Annotated in this window: 20 protein-coding genes; 13 read left to right on the top strand and 7 right to left on the bottom strand. The window is 34.8% G+C overall.

Annotated features, from left to right (window positions below; genetic code table 11):
• Nucleotides 1-89 precede the first annotated feature (89 nt).
• A complete protein-coding gene (gene leuS, locus H4O20_RS09540; RefSeq protein ID WP_185099103.1) occupies nucleotides 90-2,969 on the top strand; it encodes a leucine--tRNA ligase in 2,880 nt (959 codons plus the stop codon).
• Between the two features lie 129 nt (nucleotides 2,970-3,098).
• The gene (locus tag H4O20_RS09535; protein ID WP_185099102.1) at nucleotides 3,099-3,788 is read left to right on the top strand and encodes a zinc metallopeptidase; all 690 of its coding nucleotides are present in this window, start codon (nucleotides 3,099-3,101) and stop codon (nucleotides 3,786-3,788) included.
• Between the two features lie 74 nt (nucleotides 3,789-3,862).
• On the opposite strand, the gene H4O20_RS09530 is transcribed toward H4O20_RS09535, so the two are convergent.
• Complete coding sequence (locus H4O20_RS09530; protein ID WP_139853899.1) at nucleotides 3,863-5,236, bottom strand: saccharopine dehydrogenase family protein; 1,374 nt, start codon at nucleotides 5,234-5,236, stop codon at nucleotides 3,863-3,865.
• Between the two features lie 70 nt (nucleotides 5,237-5,306).
• Between H4O20_RS09530 and H4O20_RS09525 the strand changes: the two genes are divergently transcribed.
• The gene (locus tag H4O20_RS09525; RefSeq protein ID WP_185099101.1) at nucleotides 5,307-5,705 is read left to right on the top strand and encodes a DUF423 domain-containing protein; all 399 of its coding nucleotides are present in this window, start codon (nucleotides 5,307-5,309) and stop codon (nucleotides 5,703-5,705) included.
• 70 nt (nucleotides 5,706-5,775) lie between these two features.
• Entirely contained in the window at nucleotides 5,776-7,377 is a 1,602-nt protein-coding gene (gene pckA, locus H4O20_RS09520; RefSeq protein WP_139853897.1) for a phosphoenolpyruvate carboxykinase (ATP), read from the top strand.
• Nucleotides 7,378-7,450: 73 nt separating this feature from the next.
• Here the strand turns inward: pckA and H4O20_RS09515 are convergent, their stop codons facing one another.
• Both H4O20_RS09515 and H4O20_RS15380 read right to left on the bottom strand, forming a co-directional pair.
• Nucleotides 7,451-8,200 carry a uroporphyrinogen-III synthase gene (locus H4O20_RS09515; RefSeq protein ID WP_185099100.1) on the bottom strand — a complete coding sequence of 250 codons (750 nt, stop codon included), beginning with the start codon at nucleotides 8,198-8,200 and terminating at the stop codon, nucleotides 7,451-7,453.
• Nucleotides 8,201-8,236: 36 nt separating this feature from the next.
• On the bottom strand, nucleotides 8,237-8,890 hold the full coding sequence (locus H4O20_RS15380) for a DUF4271 domain-containing protein (protein WP_185099099.1): 654 nt from the start codon (nucleotides 8,888-8,890) through the stop codon (nucleotides 8,237-8,239).
• A 115-nt stretch (nucleotides 8,891-9,005) separates the two neighbouring features.
• Here H4O20_RS15380 and H4O20_RS09505 point away from each other — a divergent pair, with 115 nt between their 5' ends.
• Genes H4O20_RS09505 through H4O20_RS09495 form a run of 3 tightly spaced genes read left to right on the top strand, consistent with a single transcriptional unit; the run spans nucleotide 9,006 to nucleotide 11,492 of the window.
• Complete coding sequence (locus H4O20_RS09505; protein WP_185099098.1) at nucleotides 9,006-9,755, top strand: polyprenol monophosphomannose synthase; 750 nt, start codon at nucleotides 9,006-9,008, stop codon at nucleotides 9,753-9,755.
• On the top strand, nucleotides 9,736-11,076 hold the full coding sequence (locus H4O20_RS09500) for a dihydroorotase (protein WP_185099097.1): 1,341 nt from the start codon (nucleotides 9,736-9,738) through the stop codon (nucleotides 11,074-11,076). Before H4O20_RS09505 ends, H4O20_RS09500 begins: the two co-directional genes overlap by 20 nt.
• A complete protein-coding gene (locus H4O20_RS09495) occupies nucleotides 11,076-11,492 on the top strand; it encodes a DUF4296 domain-containing protein (RefSeq protein WP_185099096.1) in 417 nt (138 codons plus the stop codon). The genes H4O20_RS09500 and H4O20_RS09495 overlap by 1 nt, the downstream gene beginning before the upstream one ends.
• On the opposite strand, the gene H4O20_RS09490 is transcribed toward H4O20_RS09495, so the two are convergent.
• A complete protein-coding gene (locus H4O20_RS09490; protein ID WP_185099095.1) occupies nucleotides 11,484-12,494 on the bottom strand; it encodes an NAD-dependent epimerase/dehydratase family protein in 1,011 nt (336 codons plus the stop codon). The two genes, H4O20_RS09495 and H4O20_RS09490, sit on opposite strands and share 9 nt — an antisense overlap.
• 264 nt (nucleotides 12,495-12,758) lie before the next feature.
• Between H4O20_RS09490 and tyrS the strand changes: the two genes are divergently transcribed.
• Nucleotides 12,759-14,057 (top strand): tyrosine--tRNA ligase, encoded by a 1,299-nt coding sequence (gene tyrS, locus H4O20_RS09485; protein ID WP_185099094.1) that lies wholly within the window; start codon nucleotides 12,759-12,761, stop codon nucleotides 14,055-14,057.
• A gap of 180 nt (nucleotides 14,058-14,237) precedes the next feature.
• Here the strand turns inward: tyrS and H4O20_RS09480 are convergent, their stop codons facing one another.
• Together H4O20_RS09480 and H4O20_RS09475 are read right to left on the bottom strand one after the other, a co-directional pair.
• Nucleotides 14,238-15,212 carry an acyl transferase gene (locus H4O20_RS09480; RefSeq protein WP_185099093.1) on the bottom strand — a complete coding sequence of 325 codons (975 nt, stop codon included), beginning with the start codon at nucleotides 15,210-15,212 and terminating at the stop codon, nucleotides 14,238-14,240.
• 88 nt (nucleotides 15,213-15,300) lie between these two features.
• Complete coding sequence (locus H4O20_RS09475) at nucleotides 15,301-16,278, bottom strand: T9SS type A sorting domain-containing protein (RefSeq protein ID WP_185099092.1); 978 nt, start codon at nucleotides 16,276-16,278, stop codon at nucleotides 15,301-15,303.
• Nucleotides 16,279-16,498: 220 nt separating this feature from the next.
• Here H4O20_RS09475 and H4O20_RS09470 point away from each other — a divergent pair, with 220 nt between their 5' ends.
• A complete protein-coding gene (locus H4O20_RS09470; RefSeq protein WP_139853887.1) occupies nucleotides 16,499-17,179 on the top strand; it encodes a response regulator transcription factor in 681 nt (226 codons plus the stop codon).
• Between the two features lie 64 nt (nucleotides 17,180-17,243).
• Nucleotides 17,244-18,281 (top strand): cell wall metabolism sensor histidine kinase WalK, encoded by a 1,038-nt coding sequence (locus tag H4O20_RS09465; RefSeq protein WP_185099091.1) that lies wholly within the window; start codon nucleotides 17,244-17,246, stop codon nucleotides 18,279-18,281.
• Here the strand turns inward: H4O20_RS09465 and H4O20_RS09460 are convergent.
• Nucleotides 18,255-19,322 (bottom strand): glycosyltransferase, encoded by a 1,068-nt coding sequence (locus tag H4O20_RS09460; protein WP_185099090.1) that lies wholly within the window; start codon nucleotides 19,320-19,322, stop codon nucleotides 18,255-18,257. The two genes, H4O20_RS09465 and H4O20_RS09460, sit on opposite strands and share 27 nt — an antisense overlap.
• Before the next feature lie 181 nt (nucleotides 19,323-19,503).
• On the opposite strand from H4O20_RS09460, the gene trmB reads away from it, so the two are divergent.
• From trmB to H4O20_RS09445, 3 genes are read left to right on the top strand one after another with little or no spacing between them, the layout of a single operon-like run.
• Nucleotides 19,504-20,178, top strand: coding sequence for a tRNA (guanosine(46)-N7)-methyltransferase TrmB (gene trmB / locus H4O20_RS09455; RefSeq protein ID WP_139853884.1), 675 nt, complete (start codon nucleotides 19,504-19,506; stop codon nucleotides 20,176-20,178).
• 38 nt (nucleotides 20,179-20,216) lie between these two features.
• Entirely contained in the window at nucleotides 20,217-20,843 is a 627-nt protein-coding gene (locus tag H4O20_RS09450) for a LysE family translocator (protein ID WP_139853883.1), read from the top strand.
• Between the two features lies 1 nt (nucleotide 20,844).
• Complete coding sequence (locus H4O20_RS09445) at nucleotides 20,845-21,168, top strand: MGMT family protein (protein WP_139853882.1); 324 nt, start codon at nucleotides 20,845-20,847, stop codon at nucleotides 21,166-21,168.
• Nucleotides 21,169-21,402 lie beyond the last annotated feature (234 nt).

Below are 21,402 nucleotides of genomic sequence, written 5' to 3'. Positions count from 1 at the left end.
AAGTTTTGACTTTCGTACAATAGCAGTAAATTTGTGCCCAATCTCCTGAACATAAACAAGGGGCTGTTTTTTTACTTGAAACTAATAGAATGAGCAAATATCACTTCAACGAAATAGAAGCAAAATGGCAAGAATATTGGGCCAAAAACCAAACTTTTAAAGCTGAAAATACCAGTGGAAAGCCAAAATACTACGTTTTGGATATGTTTCCTTATCCTTCTGGAGCAGGACTTCACGTAGGACATCCACTTGGTTATATTGCTAGTGATGTTTACTCAAGATTTAAGCGTCATCAAGGTTTTAATGTTTTGCACCCGATGGGTTATGATTCTTTCGGACTTCCGGCAGAACAGTATGCAATTCAAACAGGACAACATCCAGCGGAAACCACAAAAGTGAATATTGAAGGTGGAGTTGATAAAAATGGAAATGAAATTGAGGGCTATCGCAAACAATTAGATAGAATTGGGTTTTCATTCGATTGGAGTCGTGAAGTTCGTACTTCAAACCCCGAATATTACAAATGGACCCAATGGATTTTCTTACAACTTTTTGAAAGTTGGTATGATAAAGATGTGGACAAAGCAAGTTCTATTGAAGAATTGCAAGATGTTTTTTCTACTGAAGGAAACAAGAGTGTAAATGCAGTTTGTGATGAAGATGTAGAGGTTTTCACTTCAGAACAATGGAAAGAGTTTTCTGAAACTAAGAAACAAGAAATCCTTTTAAAATACAGGCTTACATATTTAGCTGAAACAGAAGTAAATTGGTGTCCTGAGCTAGGGACTGTTTTGGCGAATGACGAAATTGTAAATGGTGTTTCTGAACGCGGAGGTTATCCTGTAGTCCGAAAAAAGATGAAGCAGTGGAGTATGCGAATTACTGCATATGCACAACGCCTATTAGACGGTCTTAAGGATATCGATTGGCCACAGCCTTTAAAAGATTCTCAAACCAATTGGATTGGAAGAAGCAAAGGAGCTTCTGTTAAGTTCAGAGTTATGAGTTCAGGGTCAGGAGAAAATTCACCATTTGAAATTCCAGTGTTCACAACCCGTCCAGACACAATTTACGGCGTGAGCTTTATGGTATTGGCACCTGAACACGAATTAGTTTCAAAAATTACGACTGCCGAACAAAAAGAAGCAGTTGAAAATTACATAGCTGTTACAGCAAAACGCAGTGAGCGCGAGCGTATGGCAGATGTTAAAACCATCACAGGAGTTTTTACAGGAGCTTATGCAGAACATCCATTCTCAGGGGAGGCAATTCCTATTTGGATTGGGGATTATGTATTGGCTGGATATGGTACTGGTGCTGTAATGAGTGTTCCTTGTGGAGACCAACGTGATTATGATTTCGCAAAACACTTCAACTTACCAATTCCAAATATTTTTAAAGGAGTAGATATTTCAGAGGAAGCGTATTCCGATAAAGAAAATACAGTTATCACAAATAGTGATTTCTTAAACAACTTAAATTATAAACAGGCAACAGAAAAAATCATCGCTGCTTTAGAAGAAAAAGGAGTAGGTGAAGGTAAAATAAACTACCGTTTACGCGATGCAGTTTTCAGCCGACAAAGATACTGGGGAGAGCCATTTCCAATTTTCTACAAAGATGGAATGCCACAAGCAGTACCAACTGAATGTTTACCACTACACCTTCCTGAAGTTGAAAAATACTTGCCAACCGAAGAAGGCGAGCCACCATTAGGCCGTGCAGAGAATTGGGCTTGGGATACAGAAAACGCTACTGTGGTTAGTAATAAACTTGTAGATAATAAAACTATTTTCCCTCTTGAGTTGAACACTATGCCTGGTTGGGCCGGGAGTAGCTGGTACTTCTTCCGTTATATGGAAGATGCCAAACGCAACGAAGTTTTCGCTTCTAAAGAAGCTATTGACTACTGGCAAAATGTAGACTTGTATATAGGTGGTAGCGAACACGCAACAGGACATTTATTATACAGCCGTTTTTGGGTGAAGTTTATGAGTGATCGCGGATTGGTGCCTGTAGAAGAACCATTTAAAAAGCTTATTAACCAAGGAATGATTTTGGGTGAAAGTGCGTTTGTTCATAGAATTGAAGGGGAAAACAAATTTGTAACTTCTTCCTTGGCAAAGGATTATGTAACACAGCCAATTCACGCAGATGTTTCACTAGTAAACATTCAAAACGAACTGAATACCTCTGCTTTTAAAAATTGGCGTGAAGAGTTCAAAAACGCAGAATTTATCACTGAAGAAGACGGGACTTTCAAAGTTTCTCGCGAGGTAGAGAAGATGTCTAAGTCTAAATACAATGTAGTTAATCCCGATGATATTTGCGAGCAGTACGGAGCTGATACATTAAGGATGTACGAAATGTTTCTTGGACCTCTAGAACAAGCAAAACCTTGGAATACTGCAGGAATTACAGGAGTACACGGTTTCCTTAAAAAATTGTGGAAGCTGTATCACTCTGGTGCAGATGAAAGCTTTAGTGTTTCTGAAGATGCGGCGTCAAAAGACAGTATGAAAACGCTGCATAAAACTATAAAGAAAGTAGAAGAAGACATTGAAAACTTTAGTTTTAATACTTCTGTTTCATCTTTTATGATTGCGGTGAATGAGTTTTCAGCACAAAAATGTAATTCAAGAGAAGTATTAGAGCCTTTAGCTATTCTAATTTCACCTTATGCACCACATATTGCAGAAGAGCTTTGGAGTAAATTAGGACATTCTGAAAGTATTGCTACAGTATCTTTCCCAAAGTTTGATGAAAAACATTTGGTTGAAAGCAGTAAAGAGTATCCTATATCATTCAATGGGAAAATGCGCTTTACCTTAGAACTTTCTTTAGATTTAACGAAAGACGAAATTGAATCTGCCGTAATGTCACACGAGAAAACAGCTCAATATTTAGAGGGTCGTACGCCTAAAAAGGTGATAATTGTACCTGGAAAAATTGTAAATATTGTAGGATAAATTTTTGCACGTTTTTTGATATATTGTTTTTGAAAACTTTGTGTCTTGTAGAATTACGAAGTAGATTTACAATGCACAAGTGATAAAAGTTATAGAAAAAGAAACAAACAAACCTAAAACATTAAAATTATGATGGGATATTATGTAATTGCTGGACTTATCTTTTTGGTAAGCTGGTATGTTAGCAATAAGCTAAAAAGTAAGTTTAAAAAATACAGCAAGATCCATCTCCAAAATGGAATGAGCGGTAAAGAAATCGCTGAAAAAATGCTTGCCGACAATGGAATTACAGATGTAAGAGTTATCTCGGTTGCGGGACAATTAACAGATCACTACAATCCGGCAGATAAAACAATAAATTTAAGTGAGCCAGTTTATATGCAACGAAATGCTGCGGCTGCGGCTGTAGCTGCACATGAGTGCGGTCACGCGGTACAACATGCTACTGCATATAGTTGGTTACAACTGCGTTCTAAAATTGTTCCTGCAGTAAGTGTATCTAGTAAATTATCCAATTTTGTGATTATGGCTGGGCTTATTTTATTTGCTACTGGTTCTGCTTTTGGAACTTGGGTGTTTGGGATTGGTATAGCCTTATTTGCAGTGACTACTGCCTTTGCATTTATTACACTTCCGGTGGAATTTGACGCTAGTAAAAGAGCTTTAGTTTGGTTGGAAACTAATAATATGGTCACTCCACAAGAACACGAAGGTGCAAAAGATGCTTTAAAATGGGCGGCTAGAACTTATGTAGTAGCTGCAATTGGGTCTTTAGCAACCTTACTATATTTTATCTCAATATTCCTTAATAGAGATTAATATCAAACTATATATAAATAATAAAAGCCTGCATTTCTGCAGGCTTTTATTATTTATGATTTTAAATTAAGTGATTATCCTAAGTGCAGGTTTTCTGGGTTGTAGCCTAAATACTTCACTTCTTCCTCTTTAAAAATTACACCGTGATCCTCAAGTTCTTTTAAGATTGGTTCGTAAACTTCTTTAGCAATAGGGCGCTGAACTCCAGGTGTAGTAATTTCACCGTTAAGGATTTTTATGGCGGCGATAGCAACAGGTAATCCTACTGTCTTTGCCATGGCAGTATGAGTTTGATCTTCACCAATTAAAGTCATATGACTGTCAATTTGATGCTTTTCCCCATTTAGTTCATAACCAAATTTGTGGTACATTACAATCATATCTTTATCTTCTTCAGATAAAGTCCATTTTTCCTCCAATATTTTTTGAAGAGCCATGGCAGGCGTAGCATTCTTAATACCAATAGTTTTCTTATCGTTGAAAATGTCTAATTCCTCAAGTTTTTCCCACATTAAATCGTCTTGATCGATTTTTAATGCATAGCGAAGCTTAAGTTCAACTGAATCTGTTGGAGAATAAGCTAAGAATAAATTCACGAAATCACGATAAGTTAAGTTTTCAGAGTCTGGGATGGTGTAAGTGTCATCCGTCATTCCAAGTTGAACAAACATATTCCAAGCTTTGCTAAAACCAACCCTTCTTATGGTTCCGCGATATAAAGTAAGAATGTCTTCAAGTCCATAAACAGATTGATATTGCAGTGAGTTTCTGTTTGCCAACACCTCAAATTTTCCATAGCCTTCAATATTGATAAATTCGGTTCTACGGAAAAGTCTGTGATAAGGGATGTATTTGTACTTACCTTCCTGAATAAATTCAGCCGCGCCACCTTGACCAGCTAAAACTACATTTCTCGGATTCCAAGTAAATTTATAATTCCACAGGTTATCATCACTTTCTGGAGCAATTAATCCACCGCAAAACGATTCAAAAAGAAGCATTTTACCACCTTTTGCTCTAATTCTGTCTATTATTTGCATGGCACTCATATGGTCAACACCAGGGTCAAGACCTATTTCATTCATAAAAATTAGTCCTTTTGCCTCAGCTTTAGGGTTAAGAGCTTGCATTTCTTTGCTCACATATGAAGCCGTAACCATGTTTTTTCCAAGCGCTAGGCAGTCTTTAGCTACTTCAATATGATAGCGAGCTGGTAACATTGAGATTACTAAATCACTGTTTTTAACAGCTTCTTTTCGTTGTGCGTCATTAAAAACATCTAGTAATATCCCTTTTGCATTTGGGTGATTTTGAATTAACTTCTTTGCAGATTGTACTGAAATGTCACCAATGGTTATAAAAAGATTTTCTTCTTCACTTTTGTCTAGCAAATACCGAATTAAACTTGTTGCTGATCTTCCTGCACCTATTATTAATATGTTTCTCATTGGGAGAGTTTTTTTGTTAACTTTGAAGTTTATTTAAGAAGGACGAAATTACTAATTCCAAATTTTAAAAATGACAGTTTTTGATAAAAATGTAGCTGCAACAGCCTCGATCATTTTAGCAATTACCATTGGTATTGGAGCATTCGGAGCGCATAGTTTAAAGGAAGTGTTAAATTCATCATCTCTCATAACTTTTGAAGTTGGAGTGCGTTATCAAATGTATCATGGCCTTGCAATTTTATTTTTAGGACTAGTTCCTTTAATACCGCAGCAGCTAAAAAAGAAAATATTTTGGTTATTTATTACGGGCATTATATTTTTCTCAGGGTCTATATATTTATTGTCTATGGATGAAATTCTATCATTTGATACATCGGTTATAGGTTTTATTACACCTATTGGTGGTTTATTGTTTATGGTAGGCTGGATTTTGTTAGCATTTGGAATTTTAACGTTAAAGAAGCGATAAATTTATTTTAAATTCAGAAGTCTGTATAAGAATTGTTATTTTTGTACACTTCAAAAAACTAAAACAAGTTATGGTGGGTAATAACCAAACTAAAAAAACGATTTCCATAGATGAATATGGAATCAAAAACGCAAAAGTTAAGTATCAACTTTCATCTCAAGAACTTCACGAGGAAACTTTACAAAAGGGCCAGGGGAAGGAATCTAGCACGGGTGCCCTAGCTGTTAATACTGGGGAATTCACAGGGAGATCTCCAAAAGACAGGTTTATTGTAAAAGACGATGTAACTCGTGATAAAGTATGGTGGGGAAATATAAATATTCCATTTCCACCAAGTATGTTTGACGCGCTTTACGACAAGGTTGTAGATTACCTTTCTGGTAAAGATGTATATGTTCGCGATAGCTATGCTTGTGCAGAAGAAGATTACAAACTTAACATCCGTGTAATTACTGAGACTCCATGGTCTAATATGTTTGCTCACAATATGTTTCTTCGTCCTACAGATGAAGAGCTTGCAAGCTTTGATCCAGAGTGGTTAATTGTAAATGCACCAGGATTTATGGCAGACCCTGAAGTTGATGGAACACGTCAGCACAATTTTGCTATCTTAAACTTTACAAAAAAGATTGCACTTATTGGTGGTACTGGGTACACAGGTGAAATTAAGAAGGGGATTTTCTCTGCTCTTAACTTTATACTTCCTGTTTACAAAAATACCATGCCAATGCACTGTTCTGCCAATGTAGGAGAAGATGGTGAAACAGCTATTTTCTTTGGTCTTTCAGGAACAGGAAAAACTACACTTTCTGCAGATCCAGAGCGCAGATTGATTGGTGATGATGAGCACGGTTGGACAGCAGATAACAAGATCTTCAACTTTGAAGGTGGATGTTACGCAAAGGTTATTAACCTTTCTCAAGAAAACGAACCAGATATTTACAACGCAATTAAGCCTGGGGCTATTCTAGAAAACGTTGTGATGAATGATAAAGGCGAAGTAGATTTTGCCGATACAACTATCACACAAAACACGCGTGTAAGTTATCCTATTTACCATATTAATAATATTCAGAAGCCGTCTATGGGTGAAAACCCGAAGAATATTTTCTTCTTAACGGCTGATGCTTTTGGTGTGTTACCTCCAATTTCAAAATTAACTCCAGGACAAGCTGCTTACCACTTTATTAGTGGATACACTGCAAAGGTTGCTGGTACTGAAGAAGGGATTAACGAGCCAACACCGAGCTTCTCAGCTTGTTTTGGTGCGCCTTTTATGCCACTTCACCCTACAGAATATGCAGAAATGTTAAGTAAGAAGATGAAGGATTCTGGTGTGAATGTTTGGTTGATAAACACTGGATGGACTGGTGGTCCTTACGGAGTTGGAAACAGAATGAAATTAAAGTACACTCGTGCAATGATTGCTGCAGCACTAGAAGGTGAATTAAAAGGTGTTGAGTTTGAAAAACATCCAATCTTCAACTTAATGATGCCTAAATCTTGCCCTAATGTGCCTTCTGAAATCTTAAATCCGAAAGATACTTGGAAGAATAAAAAAGCTTATGATATTCAGGCTAAAGAACTTTCAAATTCATTTAAAGAGAACTTCTCAAAGTTCGAAGCCTATGCTAATGATGAGATTTTATCAGGTGCTCCAGCTTCAGAATAACTATTGAAATATACAGATACAAAAAAGGCTTACCATTTGGTAAGCCTTTTTTTTGCAATTAATCGAAGTAATATTATTTCTTATTATTAACTTCTTTTATATATTTCTCCAAGGCCATAGTCATAGATGGTGTTTCAGGTGTTGGAGCTTGTATGTCTACGCGTAAGCCTAACTCAGTAGCCGCTTTTACTGTAGTATTCCCGAAAACAGCAATACGAGTGTTGTTTTGCTTAAAATTTGGGAAGTTTTCGAATAATGATTCTATTCCGCTAGGGCTAAAGAATACCAAGATATCGTAATAAACATCGCGAAGATTAGATAAATCGCTAATTACTGTTTTGTAAAAAGTTGCTTCTTTCCAATCTACTTTAAGTTCATTTAGAACCGCTGGCACTTCAGGTTTTAATTTGTCTGATGTAGGTAATAAGAATTTTTCATTCTTATACTTCTTAATAAGAGGAGCTAGTTCTTGAAAAGTTCTTTGACCAACATATATTTTTCTCTTTCTATAAACCACATATTTTTGTAGGTAGTAGGCTACCGCCTCACTCTGACAAAAATATTTCATAGAATCTGGAACTTTGAATCTAAGCTCTTCTGCAATACGAAAAAAATGATCTACAGAATTTCGACTTGTAAGAATTAAAGCCGTGTATTTTGTAAGATCAACCTTTTGAGTGCGGACTTCTTTACTAGAAACGCCTTCAACGTGAATGAAAGGAACGAAATCTATCTTTACCTTTTGCCTCTCAATAAGGTCAAAATAAGGCGAGTTTTCAATTTTAGGCTCAGGCTGGGAAACCAAAATAGTTTTCACTTTCATAAGGAATTACGATTTTTTAATGAGACAAAATCCGATCTAAATAAACAATTTATAAAGGATTATATATGGTGCTATTTCAAGTGCGCAAAGATACAAAATAAAATATAAGAAATTACCTAATATTAAATCTCCATTTTTTTTATAACTGTATAACAGTACAATAGCGTTTAACACTAATAGAATAAAGGTAAAGATGAGTATTGAAGTAGCTGTTGGTGGGTAAATATAAAGGAAGAATAAATTGCCAATAAAGAATAAAATACCCAGATAGTTGCGATAACTAAGTTTTTGATACAAATAATTGTTGATAATCACGTCTAATGAAAAGATGTTCGCTATAATTTTTTCTAATGAAAATTTAATTAAAACAAACAAACTATAAGCAGTGCAAATTTGCACAAAAAGCCACTTATTGTTCTGAGCCTCAGAAGGATTGAATACGGTGTACAATATGTAAGCGAAAATTGAAACACTTATTATTTGCGTTACAAATAACAGCATGTTGAAAGGATGTTTTAACTCATCACTTTTTCCGTGTACAAAGAAATATTGATTGGTAATCGGGAGTAAAGAGAACTCTTGAAATCTTCGTGGATAAAAATATTTTGCAACGGCAAATAGAGCGAAGCAGCCAACAAGCAAAAATGTAGCCCAATCTGAAGAGATTATTATTCTTTCGCTAAATTCCACGCAATAAATTTTTAGCAAAGGTACGGTAAATTATAGTTTCAGATTAAAGCGTCAAATAGAATTATCTTCACAATTATTTGATCAAAAAAGGGTACATTTGCGCTAAAATTGCAGTATGTCTAAGGCGTTAGTAGTGGTGCCAACCTACAATGAAATTGAAAATATAGAGCGACTTTTGCGCACTATATTTTCATTACAGCGCGAATTTCACGTTTTGGTTGTGGATGACAACTCCCCTGACGGTACAGCACAGGTGGTAGAAGCAAATTTTGATACTTACCCCGAAAAACTTTTTATTTTAAAACGTACAAAGAAAACAGGTTTAGGTTCGGCATATATTGCAGGGTTTAAATGGGGATTAGCTAATAATTACGATTATATCTTTGAGATGGATGCCGATTTTTCGCATAATCCAAACGATTTAATTCGCTTGTACAATGCTTGCCATAAAGACGGTAACGATATGGCTATCGGTTCGAGGTATGTTACTGGTGTAAACGTGGTAAATTGGCCAATGAGCAGAGTTTTGCTTTCTTGGTTAGCTTCAAAATATGTACGTCTTATCATGGGAGTAGATATTTATGATACTACGGCTGGTTTTATTTGTTATAAAAGAGAATTACTGCAAAAAATAAATCTGAATAACATACGTTTTGTGGGATACGCATTTCAAATTGAAATGAAGTTTAAGGCCCACCTAAGTAATTTTAAAATAACAGAAGTACCGGTAATTTTTACCGATAGAACAAAAGGCGAATCAAAAATGAGTTCAGGAATAATTTCTGAAGCTATTTTTGGTGTAATTGCAATGAAACTCAAAAGTGTATTTAATAGAAAAAAATTCAATGAAAGCAGTTTTAATTAAGAATGCGAATATTGTAAATGAAGGGAAAATCTTTAAAGGCGATGTGCTTGTAAATGATGGACGAATTACGGAGGTGTCGGAAACAATCAGTATGAAAACTGCCGACACTAAAATCATTGATGCTGACGGGAGCTATTTATTGCCAGGGATGATTGATGACCAAGTACATTTTAGAGAACCAGGGTTAACACATAAAGCAAATATTGAAACTGAGTCTAAAGCCGCAGTTGCTGGAGGTATTACTTCATTTATCGAAATGCCAAACACAGTGCCTCAAGCTACAACGATCGATTTGCTGGAAGAAAAGTTTGAGATAGCTTCTAAAACTTCTTGGGCTAACTATTCGTTTATGTTTGGTGGAACAAACAATAACTTGGAAGAAATTCTAAAAGTAGACCCTAAAAAAGTTGCAGGGTTAAAACTGTTTCTTGGTTCTTCAACAGGAAATATGTTGGTAGACGATCCAAAAATATTAGAAGAAATTTTCAGCAAAACCAACTTGCTAATTTCTGCACATTGTGAGGATGAAGAAACTATCAAACAAAATTTAGAAAAATATAAAGCCGAATACGGTGAGGATATTCCAATTGAAATGCATCCAAAAATTAGAAGTGAGGAGGCTTGTTATATTTCATCGTCTAGAGCAATAAAACTCGCCCAAAAAACTGGAGCAAGACTTCATGTATTTCACGTTTCAACAGAAAAAGAAACCCATCTCTTTAGCAATAAAAAGCCATTGGCAGAAAAGAAAATTACAGCCGAAGTTTGTGTGCATCACTTATGGTTTACAGATGAGGATTATAAAAGCAAAGGCACAAAAATTAAATGGAATCCTGCTGTAAAAACTCAAAAGGATAAGGATGGATTGCTAAAAGCACTTTTGGATGATCGCATAGATGTAATCGCAACAGACCATGCGCCACATACCTTAGAAGAGAAAAACAATAACTATTTAAACGCGCCTTCAGGTGGACCTTTGGTGCAGCACGCCTTAGTAGCGTTGTTGGAGCTATATCACCAAGGAAAAATATCTCTTGAGAAAATTGTTGAGAAGATAGCTCATAATCCGGCGATATTGTTTCAAATAAAAGAACGTGGTTTTATTCGCGAAGGTTACAAAGCCGATTTAGTTCTTGTTGATTTGAATTCACCTTGGAATGTAAAAAAAGAAAATATTCTTTATAAATGTGGTTGGTCACCTTTTGATGGGAAAATCTTTAAATCACGAGTTACTCATACCTTAGTGAATGGTATTGTAGTTTACGAAAACTCAAAATTTCCAAACAAAAGCAACCCAGAAAGACTTACTTTTAATAGATAATGAAACAATCACTCATTTTAATATTTGTCGTTATAAGTGCTTTGGGCTGTCAGGATGTTAATATACCTGAAAAGCCTGAAAACCTCATTGCTAAAGATAAAATGATTGATATTCTTAAGGAAACTTATCTAATTAATGCGGCTAGAAGTGTAAATAACAAGGCGATTATTTCAAAAGGTATAAAAATAGATTCTATGATTTATGCTAAGTATCAAATTGATAGTTTACAGTTTGCAAAAAGTAATGCGTATTATGCTTCCGATATAAATAGTTATATGATAATGATTCAAAAAGTAGAAAGTGAATTATTATCTATGCGGGAAGAAATGGATAGCATTATTAAGTTAGATAGGGCGAGAAGAGATAGTATTAGTGAAAGATTAAAATCGGCTAATAAAGTCGACAGTTTAAATTGATGCTTGTTTAATTTCAGTTACAATTCTTTTTAGTGTTTCATCGGTTGGTGTGTACTTAAAATCGAATTGATCTCTTAGTTTATCTGTATTGTAGGTAGTATTGGTAAACATAGACAAGACATTAGCTTTTACAACTTTTCTCTTGGTGTTAAAAAGCTTATTCAGTAGCCAGTCTATTCCGCTAATAAATAACATAATTCCTTTAGAAAGTTTCTTTGTTGGTGGTTTTTTTTCAAATAGTACAGCTAATTTGGATAACAATTCTTTAAAAGTAATGTTTTTACCTACTAAAATATACTGTTCATTCTTAACCTCAGAATTCATCAAGAAGATCATCGCGCGCACTACGTCTTTTATGTCTACAATTCCCATCGATCCACTAGGGTAAAAAGGAATTCCTTTTGCGCCTAAACCTACTATAACTCCGCTACCATCATTATTTGGGGAAGTACCGAGGATTACTCCGGGATTAACTATTACGGCATCCAAGCCTTCCTGAGTACCACGCCATACTTCCATTTCGGCACCGTATTTCGTAATAGCGTAAACGCTGTTTTTCTCATCAGAATTCCATGGAGTTTCTTCAGAGATAAAACTATCAATTATATTGCTACCTAAGGTAGAAACTGAACTCACATAACATAACTTCTTTACATCGTTTGCAAGAGAAAGATTTACAATATTGGCTGTGCCTTCAATATTTACTTTTTTGAGAAGTTTGTATTCTGAAGAGGCGAAGCTGATTATTGCGGCACAATGATAAACACGTGTGATATTTTTAAAAGCTTCTGTTAGTGCAGGAATATCGTTTACACTTGCTTCTACCCATTCAATTTTATTGTAAAGTGAATCAGCTTCAGATGTGTATAAGGAAAAGATTTTTTTTACAGAGTTTAAATCGCTTTTCGCTCTGTGAATAGCTCGCACTTTTTCATTTTCCTGTAAAAGAAAATATAAAAGATGTGAGCCTACTAAACCTGTACCACCAGTAACTAAAATCATAAAGCTAAAATAGTCAAAAGGAATTCGAATTCGAAATTCAATTTCATTTATGTTTATAGTACAATTGAAACAACTTTTTAAAAGGAAAACAGCTTCTTGTATAATAAATATTTGCTGTTAGTTTCCGAAGTGAATAGCTTTCTACATGCTTATTATAACATAACTAATTCAAATTATAAATCTTGAACATTGAATCTTTAAACGATAAACGTATCTTTGCACCCTTAAATTCCGCAACAAAGCACTGTACAAAAAAAATACAAAATGAAGCTAAAAAATTTCGTTGAAGAACTACAATGGCGAGGCATGATACACGATGTAATGCCAGAAACTGAAGAGCACCTTATGGAGACCATGCGTTCTGCGTATGTTGGATTTGACCCAACTGCAGATTCGTTACACATTGGGAATCTTGTTCCTATTATGCTTTTGTCGTTTTATCAACGTTGCGGACATAGACCTGTTGCTTTAGTTGGTGGGGCTACAGGAATGATTGGGGATCCTTCAATGAAGAGTAGCGAACGAAATTTGCTAGATGAAGAAACCTTAAAAAGGAATCAAGAAGGTGTTAGAAATCAACTATCACAATTCCTAGATTTTACTTCTGGAGCTGAAAATCAAGCTGTGCTTGTTAACAATTACGATTGGATAATGGAATTTTCTTTCCTTGATTTTATTCGTAACGTAGGTAAGCATATCACCGTAAATTATATGATGGCTAAAGATTCTGTAAAAACTAGATTGAGCGGTGAGAGTGCCGATGGTCTATCGTTTACAGAATTTACTTACCAATTGATTCAGGGATATGATTTTGTTCATTTGAACAGAAATTTAGACTGTACCTTACAAATGGGAGGTAGCGATCAATGGGGAAATATTACAACTGGTACCGAGCTTTTAAGAAGAATGGACAGTACAAAAGGCTACGCTCTTACGTGTCCGTTGATAACAAAGAGCGATGGAACTAAATTTGGGAAAAGTGAAGGCGGCAATGTTTGGCTTGACGCTAATAAAACGTCACCTTACAAATTTTACCAATATTGGTTAAATACTAGTGATGAAGATGCTGAAAAATACATTAAGGTTTTCACGTTCTTAGATAAAGAGACTATTGAGACTATAATTGCTGAACATAGAGAAGCACCACATATGCGTTTGCTTCAGAAAAGATTGGCTCAAGAAGTTACAACTACAGTGCACAGTGAAGAAGAGTTTGAAAATGCAGTAAAAGCTTCAGAAATTTTGTTTGGTAAATCTACTTCAGAAGATCTAAAACAATTAAATGAGCAAACATTTCTTGATGTTTTCGACGGAGTGCCTCAAGCTGAAATATCTAAGGAAGACATTAAAAATGGAGTAGACATTATCGGCGCATTAGCTGAAAAAACAGGGTTTTTAAAATCCAATGGTGAAGCTCGTCGCGCTTTAAAAGAAAATTCAATTTCAGTTAACAAAGAAAAAGTTTCAGACAACTTTACTGTTACTGAAAACGATTTGATTAACAATCAATTTGTTCTTTTACAAAGAGGTAAGAAAAATTACTTTATTATAAAAGTGGTATAAACTCTAAGCGGTTTGAGTTAATTCTACAAAATTAAAAATCCCCTGCATTGAATGCACGGGGATTTTCAGATTAACTAACCAACCAAATTATGAAAAATCATCACTTTTTCATAGAGGATATGTCGTAACGTTTTAGAGTTACTTACGTTTGCATATAATAAAATAATGTTAAAAAAATAATTAAAAAACCATCAGGTTACAACCACGCACATCGCTGTTGTCGAAACGTCCTATAACTTCGAAGGTATCGTCACGAAAAGTCTTCCCTAAGTCTTGTGTGGCAATAAAGGAACAGGAGTAAAGATTGGCAAGATCGATTACATTTATACCTCCGGTTTTTTCAATGGTATAGGTAAGCGCATCTTCAGTGTCGCGAGTTAAAATTTTCATCCAAGGCGGACAAGAAAAAACACCATCCCCAACAGAATACGCCTGTGAAAGTAATTCAGTCATCCCGTATTCACTGTGAATTTTTTCTACTCCAAAGCCATTTTTTAAGATTTGGTGTAACTCCTCTTTTATCATTTCTTTCCTTCTGCCTTTCATGCCTCCTGTTTCCATAACAATAGTATTCTTTAATTGAAATTTTCTTTTTTCAATTAAATCCAACAAAGCGTAAGACACACCTATAAGAATTGTTTTTTGCTCTCTTTGTTCTAGAAACTCAAGCTTCTCAATTAGTTTATCAGTTTCATAAAGGTAGAAACCGCTATTAGGATTGTTACTCTTATTAATTAAATCTTCTACCATATAAATAAGGGAAGATCCTTCTCGCTCCAAATATGAGGGAAGAAGGGCCAATATGGTATAATCTTCTGGATTTCCGTATTGATTTTTAAAAGCCTTTAAGAAACTTGTTTCGTACAATTTTAAACTTCCAACATAATGCTTACTCGTGATGCTTCCAGTAGTTCCACTACTTGTAAATACTGTTTCTTCAATTGAGTTTGTAGCAATTATCTTGTGGCTTTTGAAAAACTGAATAGGAAGAAACGGAATTTCTTTTAAAGATTCTACTTCTGAAGAGTTTACATTTAGGTGCTTACAAAACTTTTGATATACCTCTATATTTTCATATTGAAAGCGGAAGACATCCAATGCAATTTTCTCAAATTCTTCGGGAGAAGTGATATTGAAAATTTCCTTTTCGAGCATATTATTAAGAGAGTAAATTTTTTCAAAAATAGATAAATAAAAAAGCCCTTGCCATAACAAGAGCTTTAAAAGTTCAATTCCCGTAGCTTTATCTAACGATAAGCTTTTTAGTAGTGGAGTCCTTTCCTTGTTCAATATTCAAAATATAAACACCGCTGTTTAAATTAGATATATCAAGCCTATCGCCTTTTATTGTTGTTGATAGTATTTCTTTACCTAATATATCATAGATGGTGATTTTTTTATTTTCATACAGATTCGATGTTATGTAGATATATCCTTTCTCTGCAGGATTCGGGTAAATGTTGGCTTTATACTTTGAAAAATCTTTTACACCTATCGCGCCATCAAAAACAATATTATCAAACCAAAACGATTCTGAAGTAGCATTATTTCTTCCTTCAATAACCAATTGTACAATAGTATCTGGAGATAGTTGCGCTTCTACGGTTTGCCATTGAAGTAAATATTCGCCAATGGAAGAGTCGAAGGGAACGAAGTCGTCAAGATTGCTTCCTGTTGAATTAAATAAATCAATTTCAACTTGATTGGTTAAATCCTTCACAAAGATTCTAAGTCTATCGTGACCAGATTCGTTAATAGTTCCGTCACCTTCATAATTCCCTTTGGTAGGATTACTATTAATAGATAAAAGAAAATCAACAAAAACCACAGGTGCAGATACACCCGATAAATCAACTTCGTCAAACTTTAAAATAAAGTTCCCATCGGTATCACTCATTCTATACCCGTTAGCACCATCTGTAAAAGTTACGGTTGATGAAGGTTTAGTTTTGGTTACACCAACGTAATCTCCATCGGTAGAACCAACTCCTGGAGTGTCGTATGGAATATATGAGGCTTTAAAACCAAGCTCAATCCCGGTACTTGTAAAGTTGACAAGAGGTTCATTGGCATTGTTAATCAAGTCGTGTGCAACATTGGGGTCGCCTGTATCTGTGTATTTCCCAGCAAATACCTCTGGCTCTTCAAAGCTAGTACTTGCTATTTGAGAAAAAGTTACAACACTAACGAGGAGTGCGGCAAATAAAGTAATTTTTTTCATGGCAAGAGATTTTATATTGATTAGTAAATATACAAAATAATTTAATTAAATATCTGAAAATCAGTAAGTTGAAGTTATTTTTAAAATTATTTTGATTTATGTCGCTACTTAAGCAATATGTTATCTTAAGGTTATCTTATAGTTAACAATAAACGTGCTAAAGTTATCCTGCGATTAATAATAGTATCTTTACAGCATCAAAAAACAACTGGTTTTAAGTATGAAAAAAAAGGATATAACAATTTTATTAGTAGATGACGAACCAGATATTCTTGAAATAGTGCGATACAATTTAGCCCTAGAAGGATATAAAATTGAAACAGCAGAAAATGGTGTTGAGGCAATCGATAAGGCTAAAAAAGTAAAGCCTCAGCTTATCATTATGGATGTTATGATGCCTAAAATGGATGGCATTGAGGCGTGCGAAAAAATAAGATCTATTCCAGATTTATCAGAAACAGTGATTACGTTTTTAAGCGCTCGCGGTGAAGATTTTTCTCAAGTTGCTGGTTTAGACGCTGGAGCAGACGATTATATTACAAAACCTATAAAGCCAAAGGTTCTTGTAAGTAAGGTAAAAGCTTTGCTACGCAGGTTTAAGGATGAGGAAGAAAGCGATAAAATGAAATTAGGTGACCTTGTTATCAATCGCGAAGAGTATAAGATCTTGCTAGGAAAAGAAGAGATAATGCTACCGAAGAAAGAATTTGAACTCCTGGCACTACTTGCATCAAAACCAGGTAAAGTGTTTAAGCGTGAGAATATTTTAGATAGTATTTGGGGAAATGACGTTATAGTAGGAGGTCGAACTATTGATGTACACATTCGAAAACTTCGCGAGAAAATAGGCGACGAAAGGTTTAAAACAGTTAAAGGTGTTGGTTATAAATTCGTTATTTAAAACACCTATTGTTATCTTCTTTTCTTTAATTTAATAGTTTGAAAAGATAACCGAACTCCTATAGATGAAAATTTCAAAAAAATATAGATTTGCTGCGTCCACAGCATTTTTGATAGCGCTATTCTCAGTTTTGGGATTGGTTGCGTTTCAATATGTTTTAAAGGAAAGCATTTCGGGTTGGTTACTGCTTTATTTTGTAATTCTATTTTTCATTTCGTATATAATTCTTCAGTATCGTGTTGAAAAATTTATTTATCTGCGAATAAAGAAAATTTACAAGGATGTAAGTGTTTTATACGAAAAGGACTTTCCACAACCTTCTGTGACTACAGATTTGGAAGGCTTAACTAAGGAAGTTGAACGCTATGTAAACGATAAAAAAACCGAAATAGAATCCTTAAATATTCGTGAGAATTACCGAAAAGAATTTATGGGTAATGTTTCTCACGAACTAAAAACCCCATTGTTTACAGTTCAAAGTTATATTCTAACGCTGTTAGATGGAGCGTTAGACGATAAAAAAGTGCGTAAAGAATATCTTAAAAGGGCTAGTAAAGGAGTAGAAAGACTTGCTTATATTGTAAATGAGCTCGATTTGATAGCTAAGTTGGAAATAGGGGGGCTTGTTCTTAAAAAAGAGAATTTCAATATAATCGAGTTAGTTCAAAGTATATTCGACTTATTAGAAATGAAAGCCGCGAAGAAGAATATTTCTCTGGTTTTTGATAAGGAATACAAAGAGCCTATAATTGTAAATGCCGATAAGGAAAGGATTGAACAAGTGCTAACAAACTTAATTGTCAATTCAATTAAATATGGTAGGAAGGAAGGTACTACCGAAGTAGGCTTTGATAATATCGGTAAAAATAAAATTCTATTAAGGATTACCGATAATGGAGAAGGGATTTTACAAGAAAACCTAAAGCGAATCTTTGAACGTTTTTACAGAGTAGATAAAAGTGGTTCTAGAAAAGAGGGTGGAAGTGGACTAGGACTTTCTATTGTAAAACACATCGTTGAGGCTCATAAAGAAAAGATTTATGTAGAAAGCCAATACGGAATAGGATCGGAGTTTTCATTTACGCTCGAAAAGGGAAAATAATTCTGAATAATTAATAGGCTGTTGGACTATTTGCTCCAAGCCTTTATAGTTTTCTACTGCATCAAGTTTATCCAAAGAAAAATTTTTCTGCTTACAGGAAGGGGCGATTCCGAGATTCTTTAACCGATTTGCTAAATATTTCTGTTCGTATTGTCCAGGTGTCGGAATAAAATATGCTTTTTTTTCTAATACCGTTAAGTCCATTAATGTAGTGTAGCCAGATCGCGAGATAACTAATTTGCTTGAGTTAATAGCATCTTCAAGTTCATTACTCATCATAAAATTCACTGTTTTTATATTTTCGAAATCTTGCCATACTTGTTCATTTTCTATAACACCTCGCACCATTAAAACATTCTTATCAGTTTTTTTAAATGCCTGTTTTAATTTCTCTTCAAAAATTGAGCGTTGCGGTTCTGGACCAGAAATAAGCACTAAAACATCGGTGGTTTTAGGTAGCTCGTTTCTCATCATTCTGCTAGAGATACCAATGTATTTTATTGGAAATGGATGGCGTTTTAAATGTCCTAATTTCCCGCTGAGGTTCATAATTAAATCATCTACATCTGGTACCCAGCAAACATCAAATTTCTTGATAATCTTTTGATGGATTTTACTGCTTAAATAAGAAGTGCCTCCCGACAATACGTTTAACTGATGTGTTATAAATACGGAAGGAATCCCTGCGTTTCTTACACCGAACCTATTGTCGCTTATAATTCCATTGATTTTTCCAGAATCGACTAAATTTTTTACAATTCGCTTTTCCGCTGCAATTGCTTTTTGAATTCGAGGAAGTTTTAGAAACATCTTCCACTTAAAATAACTACCTTTTTTGGGGTAGGTGATGTTGTATGAAGGTAGGTTTAACGATTCAAGAAGTGGAAATTCTTTTTGGAGAATTTTTAGAGCTTCTCCATCCGAAGCAATTAACACATTGTAATTGTATTCTAGAAGTGCGCGGATAATGGGGATACACCGTGTAGCGTGCCCAAGTCCCCAATTTAATGGAGCCACTAATATTGTGTTGTTTTTCCGCATAAAACAAAGGTAGCAATAATTGCCGCGAAGTTATATTTCATTAATTTTGTCAACCTGCAAGGGAACAGCTTATGGTTTACACGTTTGTGTTTATCAAAGTTACAGTTCGGGCAGGAAATAATCGGGTAAATCCAATAAAGGCTAGAAACCCAATATTCAATAACTCATAACTTTATATACATTGGGAAGTAAAAATAAACTGAAGCGCTTTAGAGAAAATGAAACTTTTGATAATGTGGTGCAACCCTCACGAGAAGAGGTAATAGGCGATTTGCTTAAGCTTAAAGGTAACTGGTGTAAAAATTTCTTTAAAAACGATAACCCTTTGGTGTTAGAACTCGGTTGTGGGAAAGGAGAGTATTCGGTAAGTCTTGCAAAACTAAATCCTAAAACTAACTTCTTAGGAATAGATATTAAAGGAGCCCGTTTTTGGCGCGGTGCAAAAAGTGCCTTGGAAGAAAACCTAGACAACGTTGGTTTCCTACGCACCCAAATTGAACTTGTTGATCATATTTTTGAGGAAAATGAAGTAGATGAAATTTGGATTACGTTTCCAGATCCGCAAATAAAATACAAGCGTACTAAGCACAGATTAACCAACGAAGATTTTTTAAATAAATATAAAAAGATATTAAAGCCAGGGGGAGTAGTACACTTAAAAACCGACAGTGAATTTATGCACGGTTACACTCTTGGTTTGCTTCACGGGCTACGTGAAACTATTGAATATGCACATCACGATGTATATGGAAGTGATGGAGCGCCAGAAGCAGTTACTAATATTCAAACTTTTTACGAAAATCAATATTTAGAGAAAGGAAAGAAGATAACCTACATTAGATTCAAATTTCGTTAGAAATAAAATTAGTATATTCACAAAAAGAACACCCCTGAATGACATTAGTTTACAATTTTTTAATAGGATTTCTAGGGTCGTTTTTAGGTGTTTTGCCTCCTGGGTTAATAAATATGTATGCTGCTAAAATTAGCATGAAGGAAGGCAGAAAACGAGCTTTTCTTTTTTCTTTAGGTGTGTGTATTACTGTAATGACTCAAACGTATATAGCGCTTATCTTAGCGCGCTATATAGAGCAACACCCCGAAGTGGTAAGCATGCTTCAGAAAGTGGCTTTAGGTATATTTATTAGCCTTACCATTTACTTCTTTTTTATTGCGAAAGATACTCGCCGGGAGATTCGCGACCGCGAGCACAATTCTAAAAGGAATAGATTTTTCTTAGGAATTTTTATTGCAATGCTAAATTTACTGCCGCTACCATATTGGATGTATCTAAGTATAACTTTTTCTGCTTTCGAGTTATTCTCCTTTTCACAACTCGAAATTTGGATGGCAGTTATTGGTTCGGGAATAGGAACTTATTCTAGTCTTGCCTTATACGTTCAGTTTTTTAGACCTAAGGAACATTCTAAAAAATTGAGTTTGAATATGAATTATGTAATCGGATTGGTAACTGCAGCCATTTCTATTATTACCTTATTTAAAATTTTAAGAGAAATCTAGAATGTCTGATACAGGCTTTTTTGAAAAAGTTTATCAAGTTACGGCACTTATCCCATACGGACGGGTAACTTCATACGGAGCTATTGCAAATTACTTAGGAGCATCAAGAAGCGCGCGGATGGTAGGATGGGCATTAAACAATAGTAACAAAGCTGAAGTGCCCGCACATAGAGTTGTAAACAGAAAAGGACTGTTAACAGGGAAACACCACTTTAAAGGCACTAACTTAATGCAACAACTTCTGGAAAGTGAAGGCGTTGTAGTGGTTGATAATCAAATTCAAGATTTTGATGAAATTTTCTGGGATCCAGGGAAGGAGTTGTAGTTTCTTCTTGTATAGATTAACAACGATTTTTGCATAAACACAACAATTGTTCTTGATCCCGTAGAATTCTTTCTGTATAGATTAACAACGATTTTTGCATAAACACAACAATTGTTGGATCATTCTCAAAAGTTGTGTGTGAATTGAAATAGAATTCTGATTTTTGTTTTTTAAAACAAAGCTTTGGACAATTATCTAGACCTACTGAAACTTATCCTGCCTGAATTTTTAATC

Origin of the sequence: Aequorivita sp. 609 (genome assembly GCF_014212065.1) — a bacterium.
Taxonomy (GTDB): Bacteria; Bacteroidota; Bacteroidia; order Flavobacteriales; family Flavobacteriaceae; genus Aequorivita; species Aequorivita sinensis.
The sequence above is the reverse complement of the archived record's forward strand: the minus strand, read 5'-3'. Positions and strand labels throughout refer to the sequence as shown.